Below are 18,262 nucleotides of genomic sequence, written 5' to 3' on the forward strand. Positions count from 1 at the left end.
ACCTGATGGTCCTGACAAGGGCACCATGGTTGTCACCGTTGAGCCGCCTGACCAAGATCCCCAGATAATCACTGTCATCGTGGAGTATGAGGACTCAACCTGGAAGATCACCGAGATAGTCCCGGAAGAACCGCCGGTTTCACCAAGCGACCCACCGGAGACTGGGTTGAGCCTGAACCCAATTGTGTTCGAATCGATTGGCCAACCCCCAGATGTCGTGGAACAGAAGGCAGGCAAAATGAGGAATGCCTACTATTCCGAAGGCGTCTTCTTCGAATTCGGTGAATACACGTTTGAGTTTTCGGACTTTACCGGTGACCTAGACGGGGAAGACATGGGTCCAAACGGCATTTGTACCGGCTTTCTGGGTGAACTCCACCAGATCATTGATGGCGCCACCGACCTAATCAGTATTGCGGACCTGGAAGCACTATTTGGGCAGGCTGTGGAGAAAATCGAACCAGCGCAGACCATCCGGGGCGGGGCTGAGCTCGGAGGCATTAGATACAAGCAACATGGCATCTCCGTCGCCATTTATTACTCCGCAGCGTCCGGGGATGACTTCTTCTCATCCCGCGACCAAGTCGCGGTCTACTTGGACTCGAGATAGTCGTCCAAGCCTGGCGGTTCGGGTATTGTCAGCCGCGTGGTGCTTGCCATCCGCGGCGCGCCACCAAGGTTCCACGCCAGGCGCCGTCTGGTCGTGCGGGCCCCGGCCGTGCATAGGCAAACCATCAGACCACCCGCAGGCTTCCGTGCGGTCTAGCTGAAACGGATCATGATGGGAGGAAGCGTCGCCGACCAGGAATTCCGGAACTCCTCGACAAGTTCGTAGGGAATATCCCCAGGATTAGCGTTCATGCCAGCGATCAGTTTGGCGCCCTCATGCAAGTCCACGATTCGCTCCACGACGAGACTTTGTGTGGGCATCGTGATGCCAACCTCGGCGAGCGCTTCTTGGGAGGCAACCAAATCAGACTCCATCAGATCAGATCCGCCGTAGCTCGTGTCGACGACCTGCCGAAAGCCGTCAGCACCGTATCGATGGCAGGTGACGGTCCAAAAATGCCCGTCCGAGAACAAGTAGGCAAAGCGGTCGTGTTCTGCGCAAACATCGAGCCCATCGTCCGGATTCCTAATCGCGAAAACGTCGATTTGCACAGAGTCACCCGCTAGTGCTTCGCTCGCCAGAAAAGCCGAGGCCACGTCCGTGACGGCTCCGTTGGTGTATTCGTACAAATGAGCGTAGACGGAGTTCATTGCCGACTCCCGTGGCTCCAAGTCCACGTCTCCAATGCGCTGATCCGTGTCTCGGCGCGGTTCAAGCCTGATCACCAGCAGCTCGTCCTCCCCGTCACCATCGAAATCAGCGATCTCGAAGTTGATAGCTCCGCTCAGACTGGGCCACTCGATGCGCGGAAAGAGGTAGCCGTCCTCTTCGTGCTTGATGAATTGGGCCTGGAACGTCTGTCCGGCAAGCAGCTCTTCGGCGGCGACGACCGCGGCGAACGCTTCCTTGGATGACTCCGTAGGGGGTTCGTCCTCAACTATGTCGTAGATTTTCCACTCTGAGTCCTCATATACAACGATGACTACGATCGTCTGTGGGTCTTGATCAGGCGGTTCAACCCTGACAACCATGGTCCCCTTGTCGGGACCATCAGGTGCCCACGACCCTACGTCCGGGCTCACCTTCGAGCCAGGCACAAACAGTTGCGCGACCTGGTCACGCGCCTCGGCACTGGCTGTGCTCGAAACAAGAGCGACTGGGTCGCCGGCGAGCATTTGCAAAGCAGCTGCCACCTGCTCGGCCTGTCTTTGGGGCGACGGATTCTTGCCGCCACAAGAGGCCAGCGACAGAGTGAGGCAAAGAGCGGTGACTCCCACCAGCGTGGCTTTTCCAATCGTCATGCTAATCCTTGTCTCTTGCCGGCCCGGCCGTACCGGGCCCGCCGAATACCGCGCACAAAAGCGTAGCGCATGTGGCATGCCGCATAGCTGGTACCAGATTGGTTGGCCGGCGCCAATGCTGAGGTCGTCCAGAAGGGACCGTCTGTGGATGGAGACCGGCCGAGCCATTCCGTGATCTTGCGTCCGCAGAAACCCGCATGGCGGTGCGAAAGCCAGCGGGCGTGGGTCCGGGTTGTGACATTTGGGCTACGGTATTGCATGTGCAGTGTTTGGCAGCGAGCCCCGAGCGCAGGCGGTCACGTGGACAAGGGCGTCGAAGCTGGTTTTTGCTGACTTGGCCGATGCCGTTGGGTCGCCCTTTTTCGTGACGCGGCCGTCAGCGAGTCAAGACTAGGATCATCGTGACAACAACTAGAACCGCTCTTTCACTGGTTGTGGCTCTGGCACTGGCGGTGTCTCTGGCCGCCTGTGGCGGCAAGGGGCCGTCGCCTGGGGAACAGGCAAACGAGGTGGCCATCGCGCTTCAAGGACTCGCAACCGACCCGGTGGCACTTGTGTCGAGCAAGGCCAGTGCCGAGGTCCGTGACAGCGTCGACCAGCTGTTTGTGCCCGGGTCAATAGTCAAACCAGATGTCCAGTCGTGGGCACCTGACGGTCCTGGCAAGGGCACCATGGTGGTAACCGTCGAACCGCCCGACCAAGATACACTGACGGTCATTGTTGTCGTTATTATCGAGGACGAGGACTGGAAGATCTTTGACCTGGTCGACGAAGAAACCCTTCCGTCTCCGACCGACTCTCCCACTACCGCGTTTGCGCTAAGACCGATGGTGTTTGAATTGATTGGCCAGCCGCCGGACGCGGTCGTTGAACAGTTAGGCGAATGGGACTACGTCTCCGAATACAATGGCGTCCGTTTTATTTACGCGGATTTCGATGTGTCATTTACGGACTACACCGGAGAATGGGGCCCAGACTACATGTCGGGTCCACGGCCTGCCGGAGTCTGTTGGGAATATCATGGCCAACTGAAACACATTGTCGACAGTCCTCCAGGGCCGATTAGCATTGCTGCTCTTGGCGCACTGTTTGGGGAAACCGGTCAGAGCTACGCGAACCAAGACTTTACCGGGGAAAGCGGCTTTTTCTACAATGGAATCGAGTATGCGTACGAAGGTCTGCGGGTTTTGGTTGGTTTTTCGGAGGAGTCTAATGGCGAATACTTTGTTGCAGGTAGTGAGGTGTCAGTTTGGGATGAGGAACTGGCGTACCAAGCGTGTGTAAGAGAGTTCTCCGATTCAAGTACGTGTGAAGGCGTTCGAGGAAATGGCTGACAGCCCTGAGTCCGCCGGGCCGGTTGCACCCCTTGGGGTGCCCCGGGGGTGTCAGATGAGCATGGGCTGGATGCCGTTGGGGATTCCGACGGCCCGGGAGTCACACCTAGCGTCCCACCAGCAGCTATCTGGGCTGAGACCGGTGGCCGGAACGACCCATATGGGATGAGACGAGGATTATCGTGAAGACAAGCAGGACCCTTTTTTCGGCCGTGTTGGCTTTGACCTTGCTGCTGCCTCTGGTCGCTTGTGGTGGGAGGGGGCCGTCGCTTGGGGAACAGGCGCACGAGGTGGCCGTTGCCCTGCGGGGACTCGCGACTGACCCGGTGGCTCTTGTTTCGGGCCAGGCCAGTGCCGAGGTCCGTGACAAGGTCGCGGAGTTCTTTGCGCCCGGATCGAAAGTGAGCCCAGACGTCAAATCGTGGGCACCCGATGGTCCCAACAAGGGCACCATGGTTGTGACCGTTGAACCGCCTGACCGGGAGCCACAGATCATTACCATTGTCGTCGTTATCGAAGACTCGGAATGGAAGATCTCCGACATTATCGAAGGAAAGCCTCCAGCTTCCCCAAGCGACTCACCCGAGGCTGGGTTGAGGTTGAATCCGATCGTGTTTGACGCTATTGGCCAGCCGCCGGAAGTCGTAGAGCAGCTTGCAGGCGATTTCGACCATGTTTATGCCGGGGATGGGTTAGCCTTCTGGTTTGGTGACTATGAGTTTTGGTTTTCGGACTACATCGGGGAGCCCCAGGAGACCTACGACTATGCCGGTGAGTATCTGAATTCTGACTATTCGAACCTAAGACCTGCCGGCGTGTGCATCGCCTTCGGTGGCGAATTCCGACAGCTCTTTGACAACGCCCCGGATCGCATGAGCATTTCGGACTTGGACGCCCAGTTTGGGCAGGCCGGGAGAGTGACCGATTGGAGCGAAGTGGTCGATTGGAGCGAAGTGGTCGACGGGCTTCCCTACGTTGAGGGTTGGTACCAATATCAGTGGGACGGTTTTTCGATTTTCATCGATTATTCCGATGAGTATGATGCGGGGATTGTCGATACTGATCGCTGGGCCTTTGTTTACGCGACTCCCTGAGCTCTCCTGGTTCGAAGGCAACCAGTAGGGCAAGAGCCGGCTACTGCTGGGTACAGCAGACGGAGTATTGGCGGCCGTCGAAGATGATGCCGGACCAGTACAGCTGGCCTGGGTCGCAGTAGTCTGGGTCGTTGACAAACTTATCGATGCGCCACTTTGCCGGCCACAGTTCCCCAACGGAGACGCCCCAAAGACTGGCGGCCTGTTGCATACTCTCGGGAGAATCGACCCCAGGAGGTCTTCGATAGTCGCCACAGGGAGACCAGGCTTGCAGCCAGGCTGACCCCTCGCCATCGGCGCCAAATCCAAATCCAGGGGCACAAACACCCTCCACGGGAAACGAATTGAATTGGTATGTGCTGGTTCCGGCGGCAAATGACAGACAGCCCGTGTTGTCAGGGCACTCACTGTCGACGCCTACAATTCTGACCGCCGCAGCGGTGCTGCCACAGTCAGCTGTCATGGTTTTCCAGTTATCAGGCCGGTCCGTCAGGAGCTCGCCAGGCGATACGGTCAAACAGGTGCCGACCTGCAGCGGCGGTACCGTAGGAGTCGGTGTGGTCCTGGCGGTTGGCGTCGGCGCTGGGGTGGGAGTCGGCGTCGAGGGTTCTTCAACGACTGCCGGAGTCCGCTCCTCGGCCACGTAGTCAACCGGTTCGGGACCGCCCCTCAGGGCTAGTGCCCAAACCAAGCCAACCGCAGCGGCAATCAGCACCACCGAGCTAGAAAAAACCATCCCGGTCCTCAGCTTCTTCGACGGTTTGGCCTGGCCTGGCGCACCCGAGGGTCCACCCGGGCCGCCGGCTGCGGCTGAGGCGGTGCCGGCGGAGCTTAGCGGCGGCGGATTTGTCCCATGCGGTCCCACCAGGAGCGAGCCTTCGTACTGGTAGGGCTGGTTCCTCAGAGTCGACGGTCTGGTTGGCGTCAGTAAGGTCTCGTCAAAGGCTTCGGTCGCGGCCGATGGCAGATCATACGTCATGGTCGGCCCAGTTTGTCCAGGCGCCTCTTCTTGATCGACCAGCCGCGGGCGACGAAGGCGAGTCAAACCGGCCTCGTCCTGTTCGGGTGGCCGGTCCGGTTGTGGATCCTCTTGGATCACCATCTGGGTTGGGTCGATCCCCAGTTCGGCCTGGACCCTTTGCAGGGCTCGCCCCAAAGCCAAGACTGTGGGGTAGCGCTGAGCTGGCTGTTTCGCCATCGCCACTTCCAGTACACGTCCCAAGCTGGCTGGACAATCAGCCCGACCTATCGGGGGCAGGGGCTCATGCTCAATGCGATGCATTTGGGCGGAGGCGCTGTTTTCGCCCCCGGTGACTTCGAAGGGAGCCCGCCCAGCCAGAAGCGAATAGATGGTGGCCGCCAAACCCCAGACATCACTGTGCAACCCAGCCGTGGGCGGAGTGGTGAAAGCTTCTGGCGGCGACCACGGCACCGACAAGCCCTCCGCCTGTTCGGTGGCCTGGCGCATCGATACCGCGATCCCAAAATCGGTCAACACAGGGTGGCCATAGAGTGTCATCAGGATGTTGGCCGGTTTGATATCCCGATGCAGAACGCCGGCTTGGTGAGCGGTCTCAACCGCACCTGCGATCTCGACCCCGATCTTTAGGACCTCATCGATCTTGCGGGAGGTGGTACGTAATCCAACGTTCAAAGACGGATGGGGACAGTACTCCATGGCCAGGTAGGGCCGGCCGTCATCGGTCAGGCCACTGGTGTAGACCGTGGCGATGTGTGGATGGGTTGACAGTTCTGCCATCAAATCGGCTTCTTGAGCCAACCGCTGGATCGCTTCAGAACCAACATCCCTGGTCAGCAGGACTTTCAAGGCGACCTGGCGGCGAGGACTGGCTTGCTGGTACAAAAACACCTCAGCGAAGCCGCCGCGACCGAGCAACTTAACCGGCTCAAAACCGGAGATCACAGGGGCGTTAGACAGGCCGTCTGCGGTAGACACCAAACCAGCCCCTCCCCTTCAACTCAGTGCAGCTGCCAACGGCTGCCCAGGCCAGGTCGGCCGGTATCAGCGCCGGATTCCGGACCTTCGTCCGGCCATTGTCACCCCGTTTACGGAGGTCAACGCCCGTCGTTGACAGCGTCAGTACGCCCGAGTCTAGCCGCTGGCTGAACTCCGGAACCGAACCAGACCAGTCATCGCCGCTCAGCCCGCCTGCCAGTTGGACAGCGGGCACCAGTATCCCAACCGGTTGGCCATCAGGGAATGGGGAGACTCCCCACTCAGTCTAAAACCCCTGGGTAGAGCTGATATCCGGAGCGAAATACGACCGTCTTTTCATTACCACCGAGTTTTCGGAAGAACCAAATGGGGAGTATTTTCGCCCTGACGATCATGTCTCAGTAGGAGACCAGTTGTAGCGCGGCGCAATTGATCAAGCCTACTCGGCCGTCGAATTCGCGTTCTCGATAGAGTCCCGTGGAGAGCCTTCGCGACCGGCGTTTGGGTGCTGGTCAGCAGCCTGCACCCTTGAGTCTACAAGAATCAGTAAGTCACGGAAAAGGCTACTAATGTGATCGACAAAATGAGGAAGACGACGAACCCGGCCACGCAAATCGCACCAACAACAATGGATGGAACATGTTTCTTTGATGTCACGAGGGCTACTACGCCCAACCCGCCAGCAATGAGAGCCGTTATCAGGGATACCACGCCCGCGGAATGAACGCGCCCGTAGGCCTGTTCCAGCTCCCGGTAGGAATAGAACCAATAAGAATAGTCTGTGAAGTGGCTTTTTGCGACAGCGCCGACGATATAGGTCACTATGGAAATGAACAGGGAGACGAGCCCGCCAGCGCCGAATCCCAGGGCTGGCCGGAAGTAGCGTTGGACGGCCGCGAAGGGCTGGCTCGGCGAGTAGATGGGGAACGGTGGCCCGCCCACTGGAATCGGGGGCGCCGTTGGTGGCACGGTCTGCGGCCCGGGCACCCCAAGTGGTGCCGCGCCATCGGCGACTGCCGCCTGCTGCCCCTCTGACGTCCCGGATGTCTTGGCCGCGGGAGGCTGGGGCCGCCCGCCCTCGACGTCCTCACGACGTGGCAGCGCCAGGCGTGTCATGTCCGGGTCATCAATCGGTCGTGGTTCGACTTGCCCGGCCGGACCTGTGGGCATGGGCGAGGGTGGCATATCGGGGTTGACTGCAACAGGCCGGTCTGGGTCGTCTGCAGAAACCGCTACCGGGGTTGTTGGCGCCGCCTCAGGCGCGCCATCAAACAGGTCGCCACCGCAGCCAATGCAGAAGCGGTCTCCCGGGGTCACCACTTTTCCGCATTCTGGGCAAAACCGGGTCTCGCTGGGATCCACTGTCGTCACCATTCTCCAAACGGGTGTTGCTAACGTTTCAAATCCTGCCAGGAGGGCCCAGGACGGAGAATGGGGAGTACTCCCCATCCTGGTCGCCTGCCGAATTGGCTGGCACGACTTCGCCGTGTTTCCGGACCGAGCCTTTCCGGCTAGCCCGGACTTGTAAGGGGTCAAGCCCCAGAGACCGCTGACAGCGGTCCAATTCATGACCCAAGGGCAAGGGCAGGCTGGTGGTTCCGAGCTGTGACATCTGGGCTACGGTATTGCATATGCAGTGTTTGGCGGCTAGCCCCGGGCGCAGGCGGTCACGTGGGCAACGGCATCGAAACTGGTTTCAGATGTCTTGGCCGATGGCGTTGGGTCACCCACTGACGTGACGCGGCCGCCAGGTAGGCGAGACGAGGATTATCGTGAAAACTACTAGGACCCTTCTTTCAGCAATGGTGACTTTGACCCTGGTGTTGTCTTTGGCGGCCTGCGGCGGCAGGGGGCCGTCGCCTGGCGAACAGGCGAGCGAGGTGGCCACCGCTCTTCAAGGACTCGCAACCGACCCGGTGGCTCTGGTTTCAGGCAGGGCCAGTGCCAAGGTGCGTGAAAATGTGGCAGAGTTCTTTTCGCCTGGGTCGAAGGTGAGTCCGGACGTGCAGTCGTGGGCGCCCGATGGTCCAAACAAGGGGACTATGGTCGTTACCGTCCAACCGCCAAACCAAGATCCACGGACAATCACAGTCGTCGTGATTGTTGAAGATTCAGACTGGAAGATCTTTGACGTGGTCGACGACTCTTCTGATGGGTCGTCGAGAATACGCGAAGGCGTCGTTTACGCTGATTACCAAAGCATGGACCTGAGTTTGGCGCCGGATCTGGACCCTGACCTGTTACTAGCGGATTCCGTTCAATGGCGTGGCGGCATGATCGGAGGAATGGAGTTGAAAGAGCAAGGCGAGTCTGACTACACCGGCCTCGTATGGGGCTGGGTGCCGGGTGCAACTCAATTCAAAGCCTGTTCTCTCGCGCTGTGGAACGACAACGAGTATCCCCTTGAGTCCTTCGACGTAGCGGCTACGACTAATGGTCAGCCGGCCGTTGGAGTGGTCTATGCAGCGACGACTCGCGCATCAGGATTGAACCCGGAGGAAACGCGCTTTTGGTACCAGACGCTTAGCTTTGAAACCTGCCAACTGGGCTCCAGGGTTGCTTTGACGGCTGAGTTGGTGGACACAGACACAGACGGCTACCCAGCATTTGTCGCGGCGTCAGCCGATGTGTTGGGAGTAGTTGTGCGTGCCGACACGGTCGTTGGTCTTGACCCAAAAACCGGAAAGGCCGTGTGGACAAGAACCTTTGAGTCGGAGGACTCTGATGAATCAGTTTCTTGTTCTGTCACCTCTTTGGCCAACGAGTACAACGGTGTGTTCACGCTGAGCTGCGAGCCGAGCTGGGGGTATTCAGACAAGACCGAACTCATTTCAGTCAAGGATGGGTCCGTGGTGGCCAGCGCCGTCAACCAATATGTGTCCGACCACTACAATGTCGGGGCGCCGACTCTTGAGCTAGGAGGCGGTCGCTATATCTACTCAAAGACCGAGGGCAACTACTCCGACTGGGCGAAAGACGGCGCTCGATGGGAACTGTTTGCCCACGTCGGCACTCGAGACACACCGATTAAGGGTGGATCGGCCGAAGGCCCTTACTATTTGATCAGTGATGGCAAGGGCGGAATGGTCCTTGTGGGTATTTTCAAAGGGGAATCCGGCACGTTCCTGGGATACATTGGCGATGAGGATACTATTGTCGAAGTGATTTCGCCTGAGCGTGTAGACAAGCTGGACCTGGAGATTCTGACGGCCTCTAATGGCAAGATCTATATTGAAACTATCGAAGACAGCCTTGTGGTTGGCCTCGATGGCGAGCTGATCGATGAGCCCGCATTCGACTCGGATCAATGGCCGTACTGCCCGGTCGATGAGCGTTACATTGGCGACACCTTGTGGACTTTGTGGAGTAGCAGTTGTGGTTGGACCGGTGGCGTCTGGGGATCGGTAGTTGTCCGTGATGGGTTCACGCCGAAAGAATGAAGCGCGGCATTTGGGCTACGGTATTGCATATGCAGTACTTGGCCGATGGCGTTGGGTCGACGCCTGCGGTGGACTGACCGTGAGTTATTGAGACGAGGATTGTCGTGAAAACAACCAAGACCCTTCATCCGGCTGTCGTGGCTTTGGCCCTGTTGCTGCCTTTGGTGGCCTGCGGCAGCAAAATTCCGTCCCTACTTGAACAGGCCAACCAGGTGGCCGCCGCCCTTCAGGGACTCGAAGCTGACCCGGTGGCTCTTGTTTCGAACAAGGCCAGCGCTGAGGTGCGCGAGAATGTGGCAGAGCTTTTTGCACCTGGGTCGAAGGTAAGCCCGGACGTGGAGTCGTGGGCGCCTGATGGTCCTGACAGGGGCACAATGGTTGTCACCGTTGAGCCGCCTGACCAAGGTCCACGGACAATCATCGTTGTCGTGATTATTGAGGACTCGGACTGGAAGATCTTCGACATAGTCCCGGAAGAACCGCCAACTCCCCCAAGTGACTCACCCGAGGCGGAGGCGTTGCCCACTGACGATCCAGACGAGGACCTAGTCGCCCTGGCGACAAGCGCATTGGAAAGAGCTGGCGTACCTGGATTAGGGACTGACTTCTATGTTGATAGGGTCCTGGTTGACAGCGATGGGTGGGTAATGGTTTCGGTCATCGGCACGACGGCCCATAGCCAGAGCCATATGAGCACTTTTCGGCGGCTTGACAGCGGTGAGTTGGAGTGGGTCGAGTCTGGTTCGTCTTTTGACGAGGGAATGGAGGGTCCTCCGGGTTTCGTTTCACGGGTGCTCGACGCCCAGCAGTGGGGTTGACGACCCAATTTGGCCACTGGCCTATCACGTTTCCAAATGGAGACGAATTTCGACAAGCATTGTCGAGACCTGACTCCTGCGATTTGGCATTGTGCCTTGAAGTGATGGCGTCTAGTTGTTCCCGGGAGTGCCAGCGCCGGTTGAAATAGCGGCCAGCAGCGGTGGGGTGGTATCTAGTGTCGGCGGCGGTTGAAAACTAGGCGAAATCGGCGGCTGCCGACACTAACTTGCCTCTCCCACCGTCGGCTCCTGGGCGAGTGGTGATCCCCAGTGTCCCGACAGCCGTTCTGCCTTGACTTGAACGCTTCCGAAGGCCAAGGCGCAACAATCGCGAGGTCTGCATTGTGTAGACATAGCAACAGACGCAGTTCCAGGCCAACTGAACCCTGACCCAAGAATGTGCCGACGTCGCAGTCTTTCCGGCGGCATCACCTGTGCCTCGGCCTTAGTGGTAATCAAGTAAATGGGGAGACTCCCCACCTGAGTCGGCAGCCAGCCAAGAACGTGCTCGGGTTGTGGTATTTGGGCTACGGTATTGCATATGCAGTACTTGGCCGATGCCGTTGGGTCGTCCTTGTTCGTGACGCGGCCGTCAGCGAGTCAAGACGAGGATCATCGTGACAACAACTAAGACCACACTTTCACTGGTTGTGGCTCTGGCGCTGGCGGTGTCGCTGGCCGCCTGCGGCGGGAGGGGGCCGTCGCCTGGGGAACGGGCGAGCGAGGTGGCCACTGCTCTTCAAGGACTCGCAACTGACCCGGTGGCTCTGGTTTCAAGCCAGGCAAGTGCCGAGGTCCGTGACAACATCGAGCAGCTGTTTGTGCCCGGGTTGATAGTCAAACCGGACGTCGCGTCGTGGGCTCCGGATGGCCCAAACAAAGGCACCATGGTTGTCACGGTCGAGCCGCCCGACCAAGATCCACGGACAATCACAGTCGTCGTGATTATCGAAGATTCGGACTGGAAGATCTTCGACGTTGTCCCGGAAGAACCTCCGGCTTCCCCAAGTGACCCACCCGAGACCGGGCTGACGATCAAACCCACGGTGTTTGAATCGCTTGGCCGGCCGCCAGAAGTCGTGGAAGAGAAGGCAGGCAAGTTCCAGGAGGCCTACTTTGCAGAGGGATATCTGTTTGTGTTCGGAGACTACACGTTTGGATTCACGGACTCCATTGGGGGCGAAAACTGGGGTGATCTGTCGAGTCTACGAGCCGCTGGGAATTGCAAGTTTTTCGTGGGTGAGCTGGGCCAAATTGTCGAAAGTACCTTTGACTGGGTAGGTATCTCAGACCTGGACGCATTGTTCGGACAGGTCGGGGAGTGGATTGAGCCAGAACAAACCGAAGTCGGTTTCTGGTATGGCGGAATCGAGTACGAGTTCGAGGGAACGATGGTTCAAATTGGCTTTTCCGAAGACAACGATGGGAAACACTTCGAGCTTGCAGACCTGGCCCAAGTCTGGTTGATCTGGGAGGCGGACAGGGACTAATGTCGCCGCCGCATTCGACAGCGATGGGCCGGCGTTCGCCCACCAAGTCGCCACCTCGGCTGGATCCGGTCCATAGCGCCAGCAACCCCGGGCCGGGCTGCGGCACGGCAATTCGCCGGATGGGAGAGGAACCAGCATGAAACCGGCCAAAGCTATTATTGGATGCACAACTGCGCTGACCCTGGTGCTGTGTTTGGTGGCCTGCGGCAGCAACGCACCATCGGACCAGGCCAACCAGGTGGCGGTCGCCCTTCAAGGACTCGCAACTGACCCGGTGACTCTGGTTTCAAGCCAGGCCAGTGCCGAGGTCCGGGACAACATCGAGCAGCTGTTTGTGCCTGGGTCGATAGTCAGACCGGACGTTGCGTCGTGGGCGCCTGATGGCCCAAATAGGGGAACCATGGTTGTCACCGTCGAACCACCAGATCAGGAGCCACAGACAGTCATCGTAGTCGTGATTCTCGAGGACTCGGCCTGGAAGATCTTGGACGTGCCCGACGAAGTGATTCCTCCACCTCCCAGCGATTCACCCGAAACCGAGCTGAAGCTAAAACCAATGGTGTTCGAATTGATAGGCCAACCCCCAGAACCCATCGAACGACAGTTGGGCGAATGGGACTACGTCTCCTCTTACGATGGTATCCATTTTGTCTACGAGGATTATGAGATTTCATTCACGGACTACACCGGGGAATGGGATTCAAGCTATCGATCGGGTCCGCGTCCTGCCGGAGTCTGCTGGAGTTTTGAAGGCAAGCTCGAACATATTGTCGACGGCCCACCGGGACCGATTGGCGTGGCTGATCTCAATGAGCTGTTTGGAGAGACCGGAGAGGTTTTTGAGCCGGTAGAGGGCTCGTTCGAGCCGCTGTTGGCGTTCGGTGGGATAGTGTATTCATACAGAGGCGTGCTGGTATCCGCCAGCTTTTCCGAAGACACGCATGGCGAACACTTTGTCGCGGAAAGCATGGTGTATGTGTGGGATCCGGATCTTGCGTACCAGGCCTGCCTGAATCAAGAGGCTGATCAGGGTGCATGCGAAGGCTGGTAGAAACAGAGCTGGCAAGCTCCAACCCGAGCCACACCCTGGGGCGCCCAGGGCAAGGAATGGCCTTGGAAGTCGAGGAGGGTTAAGGGCGCGGGCCCACCGCAAGGACCAAGTCGTCCGGGCCAAGATACTCCCCGTCGTTCTCCTCGGAAAACGCAAACACAATGCTGAACACCTCATGCGAGTATTCGACGCCGCCGTACCAGAAGCCGGTGTCGGACAGTCCTGGCTCCATGGTGGCTCCAACCTGGCCAAATAGAGCATCCAAATCCGATACGGTGACAGGACCGGCGGTGTCGTCGAGAATCTGGAAAAGCCGGCACTGGGCCGAAACACTAACACCAACCGGGTAGACGTTTGATGCTCTGGTTGTCTCCGTCATACAGAGGCGTGCTGGTATCCGCCAGCTTTTCCGAAGACACGCATGGCGAACACATTGTCGCGGAAAGCATGGTGAATGTGTGGGATCCGGATCTTGCGTACCAGGCCTGCCTGGCCTTGCAGGTCATTGGGGAATGGGGAGACTCCCCACTTGCGCCACAACCCCCAGGCATGAGAGGCCTGGGGGTTGTGGCGGACGTTCATGCTGATAAGTGTCGGGTCGAGTGGCAATTCGAGTGGCTTCCCTGGGCAGACTCTCTGAGGGTTAGCTCGTGCGATCGGGGGTTAGACTTTTCGGGATGTCCAATCGATCAGGACCTCAAGCAGACAGGCTATTTGGCACGGTAGATCGAAATCCCGAAGCCGGAACTCCCCATATAGTCGTAGAAGTAGTCCCAGCTGCGGAGCTGCTTCTTAATCGTGTTGGCGCCATCACTGTTTGCGTCATAGACCCACACGCCGTTGGACACCACAGCGTAGACAATCAGTGAATGCTGGCTCGACGCCTTGCTCATCTGAATGTAATCGCCAGGCTTGGCAGTTTGTAGCTTGGTGATCAGCGTGCTCTTGGACGGTCTGTACGCCGAGTACACAACAGATGTTTTGGAGGAGCTGATATTGAGCACGTGGCGGTTGGAACTCTGATATGAAGGAGAAATGTTGTATCCGTACAATTCGTAGAACACTGCGGTCGCGAATCCCTTGCACTGCCAGCCCCAAACGCTCCCTTTCCAATCGTCCCACTTAGTTCCATTCTTCGCCTGATGGGTGGAGCCGCTGTAGTGAAGCGAGGCGGTTCCAGCAATCAGTTTGTCGAGCTTGGCAGTAATGGAGGTCGACGCAGCCGTGTTTGAGGACGGGGCGGGAGTCGGCCCAGGTGTTCCCCGGAATTGGTGGGAGGCGTTTTCGTTTTTCAGCGTGGCGTTCAGGTTGCCTTTGGCTCCGGGGGCGAAGTCTTGGTAGGCACCACCGTAGTTGCTGTTGTAGTAGACCCTCACCGTTTGATTGGACCGGTTCCAGACACTGGCTGCATCGTTCTTGATGCACCGGTCTTTGCCATTGCCCGGTCCCTTGTAGACGTAGCATGTGGCCTTGTCAGTGCCGTAGTTGCTGATGGAGCCGGTGAAGTCCGAGACTGACCCGGCCTGCCCGCTGTTGTAGTAGTAGCAGAACTCGCCTGCCTGACAGACGCCGTCGCGAGACGCCGCAAAGCTCGGTGCGGCTTGGAATCCCAGCAGACCAATTGTGGCCAGAGCTGTCGCCAAGATCATCGATGATAACTTTCTTGGGGTCTTCATTGTCGTTACTCCTAATGTGTTGGTTGTTCCACGTATTTGGTCGACTATTCGTTTGTACAAGAGGGTGGTAATTCGGCGGAATCTGGCATGGAGATAGCCTCGTCACCACTTGTGAGTTGCACTAATGCCCTGCGGGAGGGCGTTCTATTTGAGGTGATGGGCCTGTCTTCAGCAGGCTCCCGCCACCCTTTGGTTGAGGTCCGTTCGGGGTTCCGAACGGGGCTGATACTTAGGCTAAAGGATGCTCTGACCTGGGGCAATGGGGAGAACTCCCCAGTTCGCGGGAACCCCAAAAGCGGCCGGGCGCGCCGGCCCAAGTTCATGGATTATCTACCGGTGGCGGAGCGGTTCGGCGAACGGTGCTAGTCGATTTCGCCAAGCTCAAAGGGCAACCAGAAGTCGAGGTAGGTGGTTGTGAAATATGCCAAGGCGTCAGTCGAGCCATCGGCGGCCCGCACCTCGGTGGCCGGCTGAGTCCAGCAGTAGCGCACAATTTTGTCGGTGTCGCCGGTTGCCGCGTCGTTGGCGAGCTCCTGTATTGCGGTTGTCCCGACTCCGTCGCCGGGGTTGACGCGAATAGTCGACGAGGCCTCCTGCGGCAGCAAGGGCAACACCAGTGATTCCATGGCCTTGGCCACCGGTGGATCGCTGTCAACGAGCGGATTTTGCTGGAAGGGCGTCGGGAGAGGCGATGAAGCGTCGTCAGGTTCCGTGGCCGTTTCGGCCGGTCCTGGGGTGCCACGGTTTGCCTCAGCGGTGTCAACCGGTTCGGGCCCGCCTGGAAAAATCAACCCAAGCACGACCCCAACCAGGACGCCGACCAGGACGCCGACCAGAAGCAACAGGCCGGCGACGACAACGAGTCCCAGGCGCCGTTTTTTGTCCATTTGGCTCAGGACGTTTGCCAGGTGATGGGACGGTGTCGCGGCGTAGGCTGTCCGGCGCTGTCACCAAAGTGGGTGCCAGCAGAGTCCCGCCATAGGGTCTTCGACCGGCCGATGGCGAGAGTTCAGCCGGGCTTGTTTCGTCCAGCTGGGCACTGGTGTTCCGTTGCGTGGTCGGATCGACTTGACCGGCTTGTCTGGTCACCTCACCCTGGTGAACCAGGCGAGGATTGCTCATGCGGGTCTGAGTCGCATCGCCGGGGTCTTCCGTGGGGGGCGATGGCCGTGGTTCAGATTGGATGACCATCTGGGTTGGGTCGATTCCCAGTTCGGCCTGAACCCGTTGCAGGGCTCGCCCCAAAGCCAACACGGTGGGGTAACGCTGGACCGGCTGTTTCGCCATTGCCGCTTCGAGGACCCGTCCCAGGCTGGCCGGACAGTCGGCCCGGCCAATCGCCGGCAGCGGTTCATGCTCAATTCGATGCATTTGGGCTGGGGCACTGTTGTCGCCCCCGGTGACTTCAAAAGGAGCCCGCCCGGCCAGAAGCGAATAGACGGTGGCCGCCAAACCCCAGACGTCGCTATGCAATCCGGCCGTGGGTGGTGTCGTGAACGCCTCCGGCGGCGACCATGGCACCGACAAGCCCTCCGCCTCTTCGTTGGCCTGCGGGCATCAGTGTCCCAGCCTTGCAGGTCATCGGGGAATGGGGAGACTCCCCACTCATGCCAAAGCTCATGGTCAAGGCTAGGTCACAGTGCGACATCTGGACTCGGGCATAGCACATGCAAAGCCTCAGAATGAGTACCCCACTGCTGGCGCCTGAGATGGCCATAATTCTGGCTCGCCCCAGGTCGACAATGGAGCGGCATGGCTCAGGTCTTTGCCCTCTGCAATAGACTTGAATACGCCGTGACAAGGTCAGCTGGTCGAATGGACTACTCACTCCAACGAAAAATGAGACTGGCAGGACCGGCCTCAGCCGGTACTACCAGTCCTCAGTAGACACATTGAATTATCGTCATTGCGGCGAGCCATGCGCCACGCAGTCAATCAAACTGAATAGGGCAGACTTACTATTCACGCGCCGAGCGTTATAGACCCACATACGATGGCGGATTCACCCGCGAACCATCTATCCTCAGCTCAAAATGCAGGTGCGGTCCTGTGGAGTTACCGGTACTGCCCACGTAGCCAATTACGTCTCCCTTTTTGACGGAGTAGCTACCTCGAACCAGAGTACCCGAGCTTCCGCTTTGCCTCACTGTCTGAGAACTTGGAATTGATAGAGAGGCCTTCTCAAATGAGTTGAGATGGGCGTATGTGGCCGTCACCTTACCATTGCTGCTGGTAAAACGAATGTTATTCCCATAACTGGTGAGTTTCTTTGTCCCATTGAACACAGTGTAGGCTTGCTGGCAGGAAATGGTGCCGTCGGCGATTGCGTAGACCTTCGTGTTAGTGCCCACGGCGATATCATGTTTCCATCCGCTGCCCTCCGTGTTGGCTGAGAATTTCACGCCGGTTTGGATCGGCGCGTAGTAGGTGCCCTGGATTCCCTTGGCAGGTGTGGTGGTAGGTGTGGGCGCGGCTCCGATAAATTTGTGAGACGCATTGTTGTTCTTCATTGAAGCCGAAAGGTTGGCCTTGGCCCCCGGGGCGAAGTCTTGATAGGCCCCACTGTAGTTGCTGTTGTAGTAGACCCTCACCGTTTGATTGGAGCGGTTCCAGACACTGGCCGCGTCGTTCTTGATGCACCGATCTTTTCCACTGCCCGTTCCCTTGAAGACGTAGCATGTGGCCTTGTCAGTGCCGTAGTTGTTGACGGAGCCGGTGAAGTCGGAGGCCGAACCGGCCTGCCCGCTGTTGTAGTAGAAGCAGAACTCGCCCGCTTGGCAGACGCCGTCTCGAGATGCCGCGAAGGATGGCGCGGCTTGGAGGCTCAGCAGACCAATTGTTGCCAGAGCTGTGGCTAACGTCATCGTTAGTGGCTTTGATAGTGATTTCATGACATGCACTCCTAATTCGCTGTCTGTTTTGTGTATGTGGTCGATTATTCGTTTGTACAAGAGGGTGGTAATTCGGCGGAATCTGGCATGAAGATAGCCTCGTCACCACTTGTGAGTTGTACTAATGCCCTGCGGGAGGGCGTTCTATCTGAGGTGATGGGCCTGTCTTCAGCAGGCTACCTCCACCCTTTGGTTGAGGTCCGTTCGGGGTTCCGAACGGGGCTGATACTTAGGCTAAAGGATGCTCTGACCTGGGGCAATGGGGAGAACTCCCCAGTTTGGGGGAACTTGCGGGGCTGACGGTTCGGCCTGCACCAGGCCGAAGCCAAGACGCGCCTAGCGACGGGCGCGAGAGTCCGTGGGCAGAAATGGGAACGATAGGGTCTTGATGACTCCTGGACTGCCTAGCTTGAGAGGCCGATCGGGAAGGAACCACATTGGGCGGCAGCAGGCAGTCGCGCTAAAGCGAAGAGTCTAACCCGACTCGTGCCACTTTTTTGGGTTTCTGTTGAGGTATGGGCTGTGACCTGCTTGTTTGCCCTGGATTTGGGTGTGGGGCCAGCACTAATCTGGGGTGATGGCGCCATATGTTAGGACAAC

At 58.4% G+C, this 18,262-nt stretch carries 15 protein-coding genes; 7 read left to right on the plus strand and 8 right to left on the minus strand.

The genetic code is table 11. The features are described from left to right. Positions 1–610, plus strand: a 610-nt coding sequence (locus tag FWD29_07925; GenBank protein MCL2803858.1) for a hypothetical protein, incomplete at its 5' end; no start/stop codon positions are given. A gap of 152 nt (positions 611–762) precedes the next feature. Here FWD29_07925 and FWD29_07930 read toward each other — a convergent pair. Beyond that, positions 763–1,911 (minus strand): hypothetical protein, encoded by a 1,149-nt coding sequence (locus FWD29_07930; GenBank protein ID MCL2803859.1) that lies wholly within the window; start codon positions 1,909–1,911, stop codon positions 763–765. Between the two features lie 401 nt (positions 1,912–2,312). On the opposite strand from FWD29_07930, the gene FWD29_07935 reads away from it, so the two are divergent. Together FWD29_07935 and FWD29_07940 are read left to right on the plus strand one after the other, a co-directional pair. Next, a complete protein-coding gene (locus FWD29_07935) occupies positions 2,313–3,245 on the plus strand; it encodes a hypothetical protein (GenBank protein MCL2803860.1) in 933 nt (310 codons plus the stop codon). A 182-nt stretch (positions 3,246–3,427) separates the two neighbouring features. Then, complete coding sequence (locus FWD29_07940) at positions 3,428–4,339, plus strand: hypothetical protein (GenBank protein ID MCL2803861.1); 912 nt, start codon at positions 3,428–3,430, stop codon at positions 4,337–4,339. 40 nt (positions 4,340–4,379) lie between these two features. Here FWD29_07940 and FWD29_07945 read toward each other — a convergent pair whose 3' ends face one another. Both FWD29_07945 and FWD29_07950 read right to left on the minus strand, forming a co-directional pair. Continuing rightward, positions 4,380–6,296 (minus strand): serine/threonine protein kinase, encoded by a 1,917-nt coding sequence (locus FWD29_07945; GenBank protein ID MCL2803862.1) that lies wholly within the window; start codon positions 6,294–6,296, stop codon positions 4,380–4,382. 543 nt (positions 6,297–6,839) lie between these two features. Next, a complete protein-coding gene (locus tag FWD29_07950; protein MCL2803863.1) occupies positions 6,840–7,616 on the minus strand; it encodes a hypothetical protein in 777 nt (258 codons plus the stop codon). A 452-nt stretch (positions 7,617–8,068) separates the two neighbouring features. On the opposite strand from FWD29_07950, the gene FWD29_07955 reads away from it, so the two are divergent. The 4 genes from FWD29_07955 (at position 8,069) to FWD29_07970 (ending at position 13,095) form a co-directional block, all read left to right on the plus strand. After that, complete coding sequence (locus tag FWD29_07955) at positions 8,069–9,736, plus strand: hypothetical protein (protein MCL2803864.1); 1,668 nt, start codon at positions 8,069–8,071, stop codon at positions 9,734–9,736. A 104-nt stretch (positions 9,737–9,840) separates the two neighbouring features. Further along, positions 9,841–10,554, plus strand: a complete 714-nt coding sequence (locus FWD29_07960) for a hypothetical protein (GenBank protein ID MCL2803865.1) — start codon at positions 9,841–9,843, stop codon at positions 10,552–10,554. 617 nt (positions 10,555–11,171) lie between these two features. Then, complete coding sequence (locus FWD29_07965; protein MCL2803866.1) at positions 11,172–12,044, plus strand: hypothetical protein; 873 nt, start codon at positions 11,172–11,174, stop codon at positions 12,042–12,044. A gap of 136 nt (positions 12,045–12,180) precedes the next feature. After that, positions 12,181–13,095, plus strand: coding sequence for a hypothetical protein (locus tag FWD29_07970; GenBank protein ID MCL2803867.1), 915 nt, complete (start codon positions 12,181–12,183; stop codon positions 13,093–13,095). A gap of 79 nt (positions 13,096–13,174) precedes the next feature. Here the strand turns inward: FWD29_07970 and FWD29_07975 are convergent, their stop codons facing one another. The 5 genes from FWD29_07975 to FWD29_07995 all read right to left on the minus strand — a co-directional run bounded on the left by FWD29_07975 (position 13,175) and on the right by FWD29_07995 (position 17,662). Further along, a complete protein-coding gene (locus tag FWD29_07975; GenBank protein MCL2803868.1) occupies positions 13,175–13,474 on the minus strand; it encodes a hypothetical protein in 300 nt (99 codons plus the stop codon). Beyond that, positions 13,471–13,677: a hypothetical protein gene (locus FWD29_07980; GenBank protein MCL2803869.1), complete on the minus strand. Its 207-nt coding sequence runs from the start codon at positions 13,675–13,677 to the stop codon at positions 13,471–13,473. The genes FWD29_07975 and FWD29_07980 overlap by 4 nt, the downstream gene beginning before the upstream one ends. A 128-nt stretch (positions 13,678–13,805) precedes the next feature. After that, positions 13,806–14,771 carry a peptidase inhibitor family I36 protein gene (locus FWD29_07985; GenBank protein MCL2803870.1) on the minus strand — a complete coding sequence of 322 codons (966 nt, stop codon included), beginning with the start codon at positions 14,769–14,771 and terminating at the stop codon, positions 13,806–13,808. 362 nt (positions 14,772–15,133) lie between these two features. Beyond that, positions 15,134–15,658 (minus strand): hypothetical protein, encoded by a 525-nt coding sequence (locus tag FWD29_07990; protein MCL2803871.1) that lies wholly within the window; start codon positions 15,656–15,658, stop codon positions 15,134–15,136. Positions 15,659–16,747: 1,089 nt separating this feature from the next. Continuing rightward, positions 16,748–17,662 (minus strand): peptidoglycan DD-metalloendopeptidase family protein, encoded by a 915-nt coding sequence (locus tag FWD29_07995; protein MCL2803872.1) that lies wholly within the window; start codon positions 17,660–17,662, stop codon positions 16,748–16,750. Positions 17,663–18,262: the final 600 nt, after the last annotated feature.

This window comes from Micrococcales bacterium, from assembly GCA_009784895.1.
GTDB lineage: Bacteria > Actinomycetota > Actinomycetes > Actinomycetales > WQXJ01 > WQXJ01.

Excerpts from the sequence above, each read along its gene's own strand:
- FWD29_07995 (MCL2803872.1), bottom strand. The coding sequence starts at position 17,662 with ATGAAATCACTATCAAAGCCACTAACGATGACGTTAGCCACAGCTCTG.
- FWD29_07970 (MCL2803867.1), top strand. The coding sequence starts at position 12,181 with ATGAAACCGGCCAAAGCTATTATTGGATGCACAACTGCGCTGACCCTG.
- FWD29_07975 (MCL2803868.1), bottom strand. The coding sequence starts at position 13,474 with ATGACGGAGACAACCAGAGCATCAAACGTCTACCCGGTTGGTGTTAGT.
- FWD29_07985 (MCL2803870.1), bottom strand. The coding sequence starts at position 14,771 with ATGAAGACCCCAAGAAAGTTATCATCGATGATCTTGGCGACAGCTCTG.
- FWD29_07980 (MCL2803869.1), bottom strand. The coding sequence starts at position 13,677 with ATGAACGTCCGCCACAACCCCCAGGCCTCTCATGCCTGGGGGTTGTGG.
- FWD29_07990 (MCL2803871.1), bottom strand. The coding sequence starts at position 15,658 with ATGGACAAAAAACGGCGCCTGGGACTCGTTGTCGTCGCCGGCCTGTTG.
- FWD29_07930 (MCL2803859.1), bottom strand. The coding sequence starts at position 1,911 with ATGACGATTGGAAAAGCCACGCTGGTGGGAGTCACCGCTCTTTGCCTC.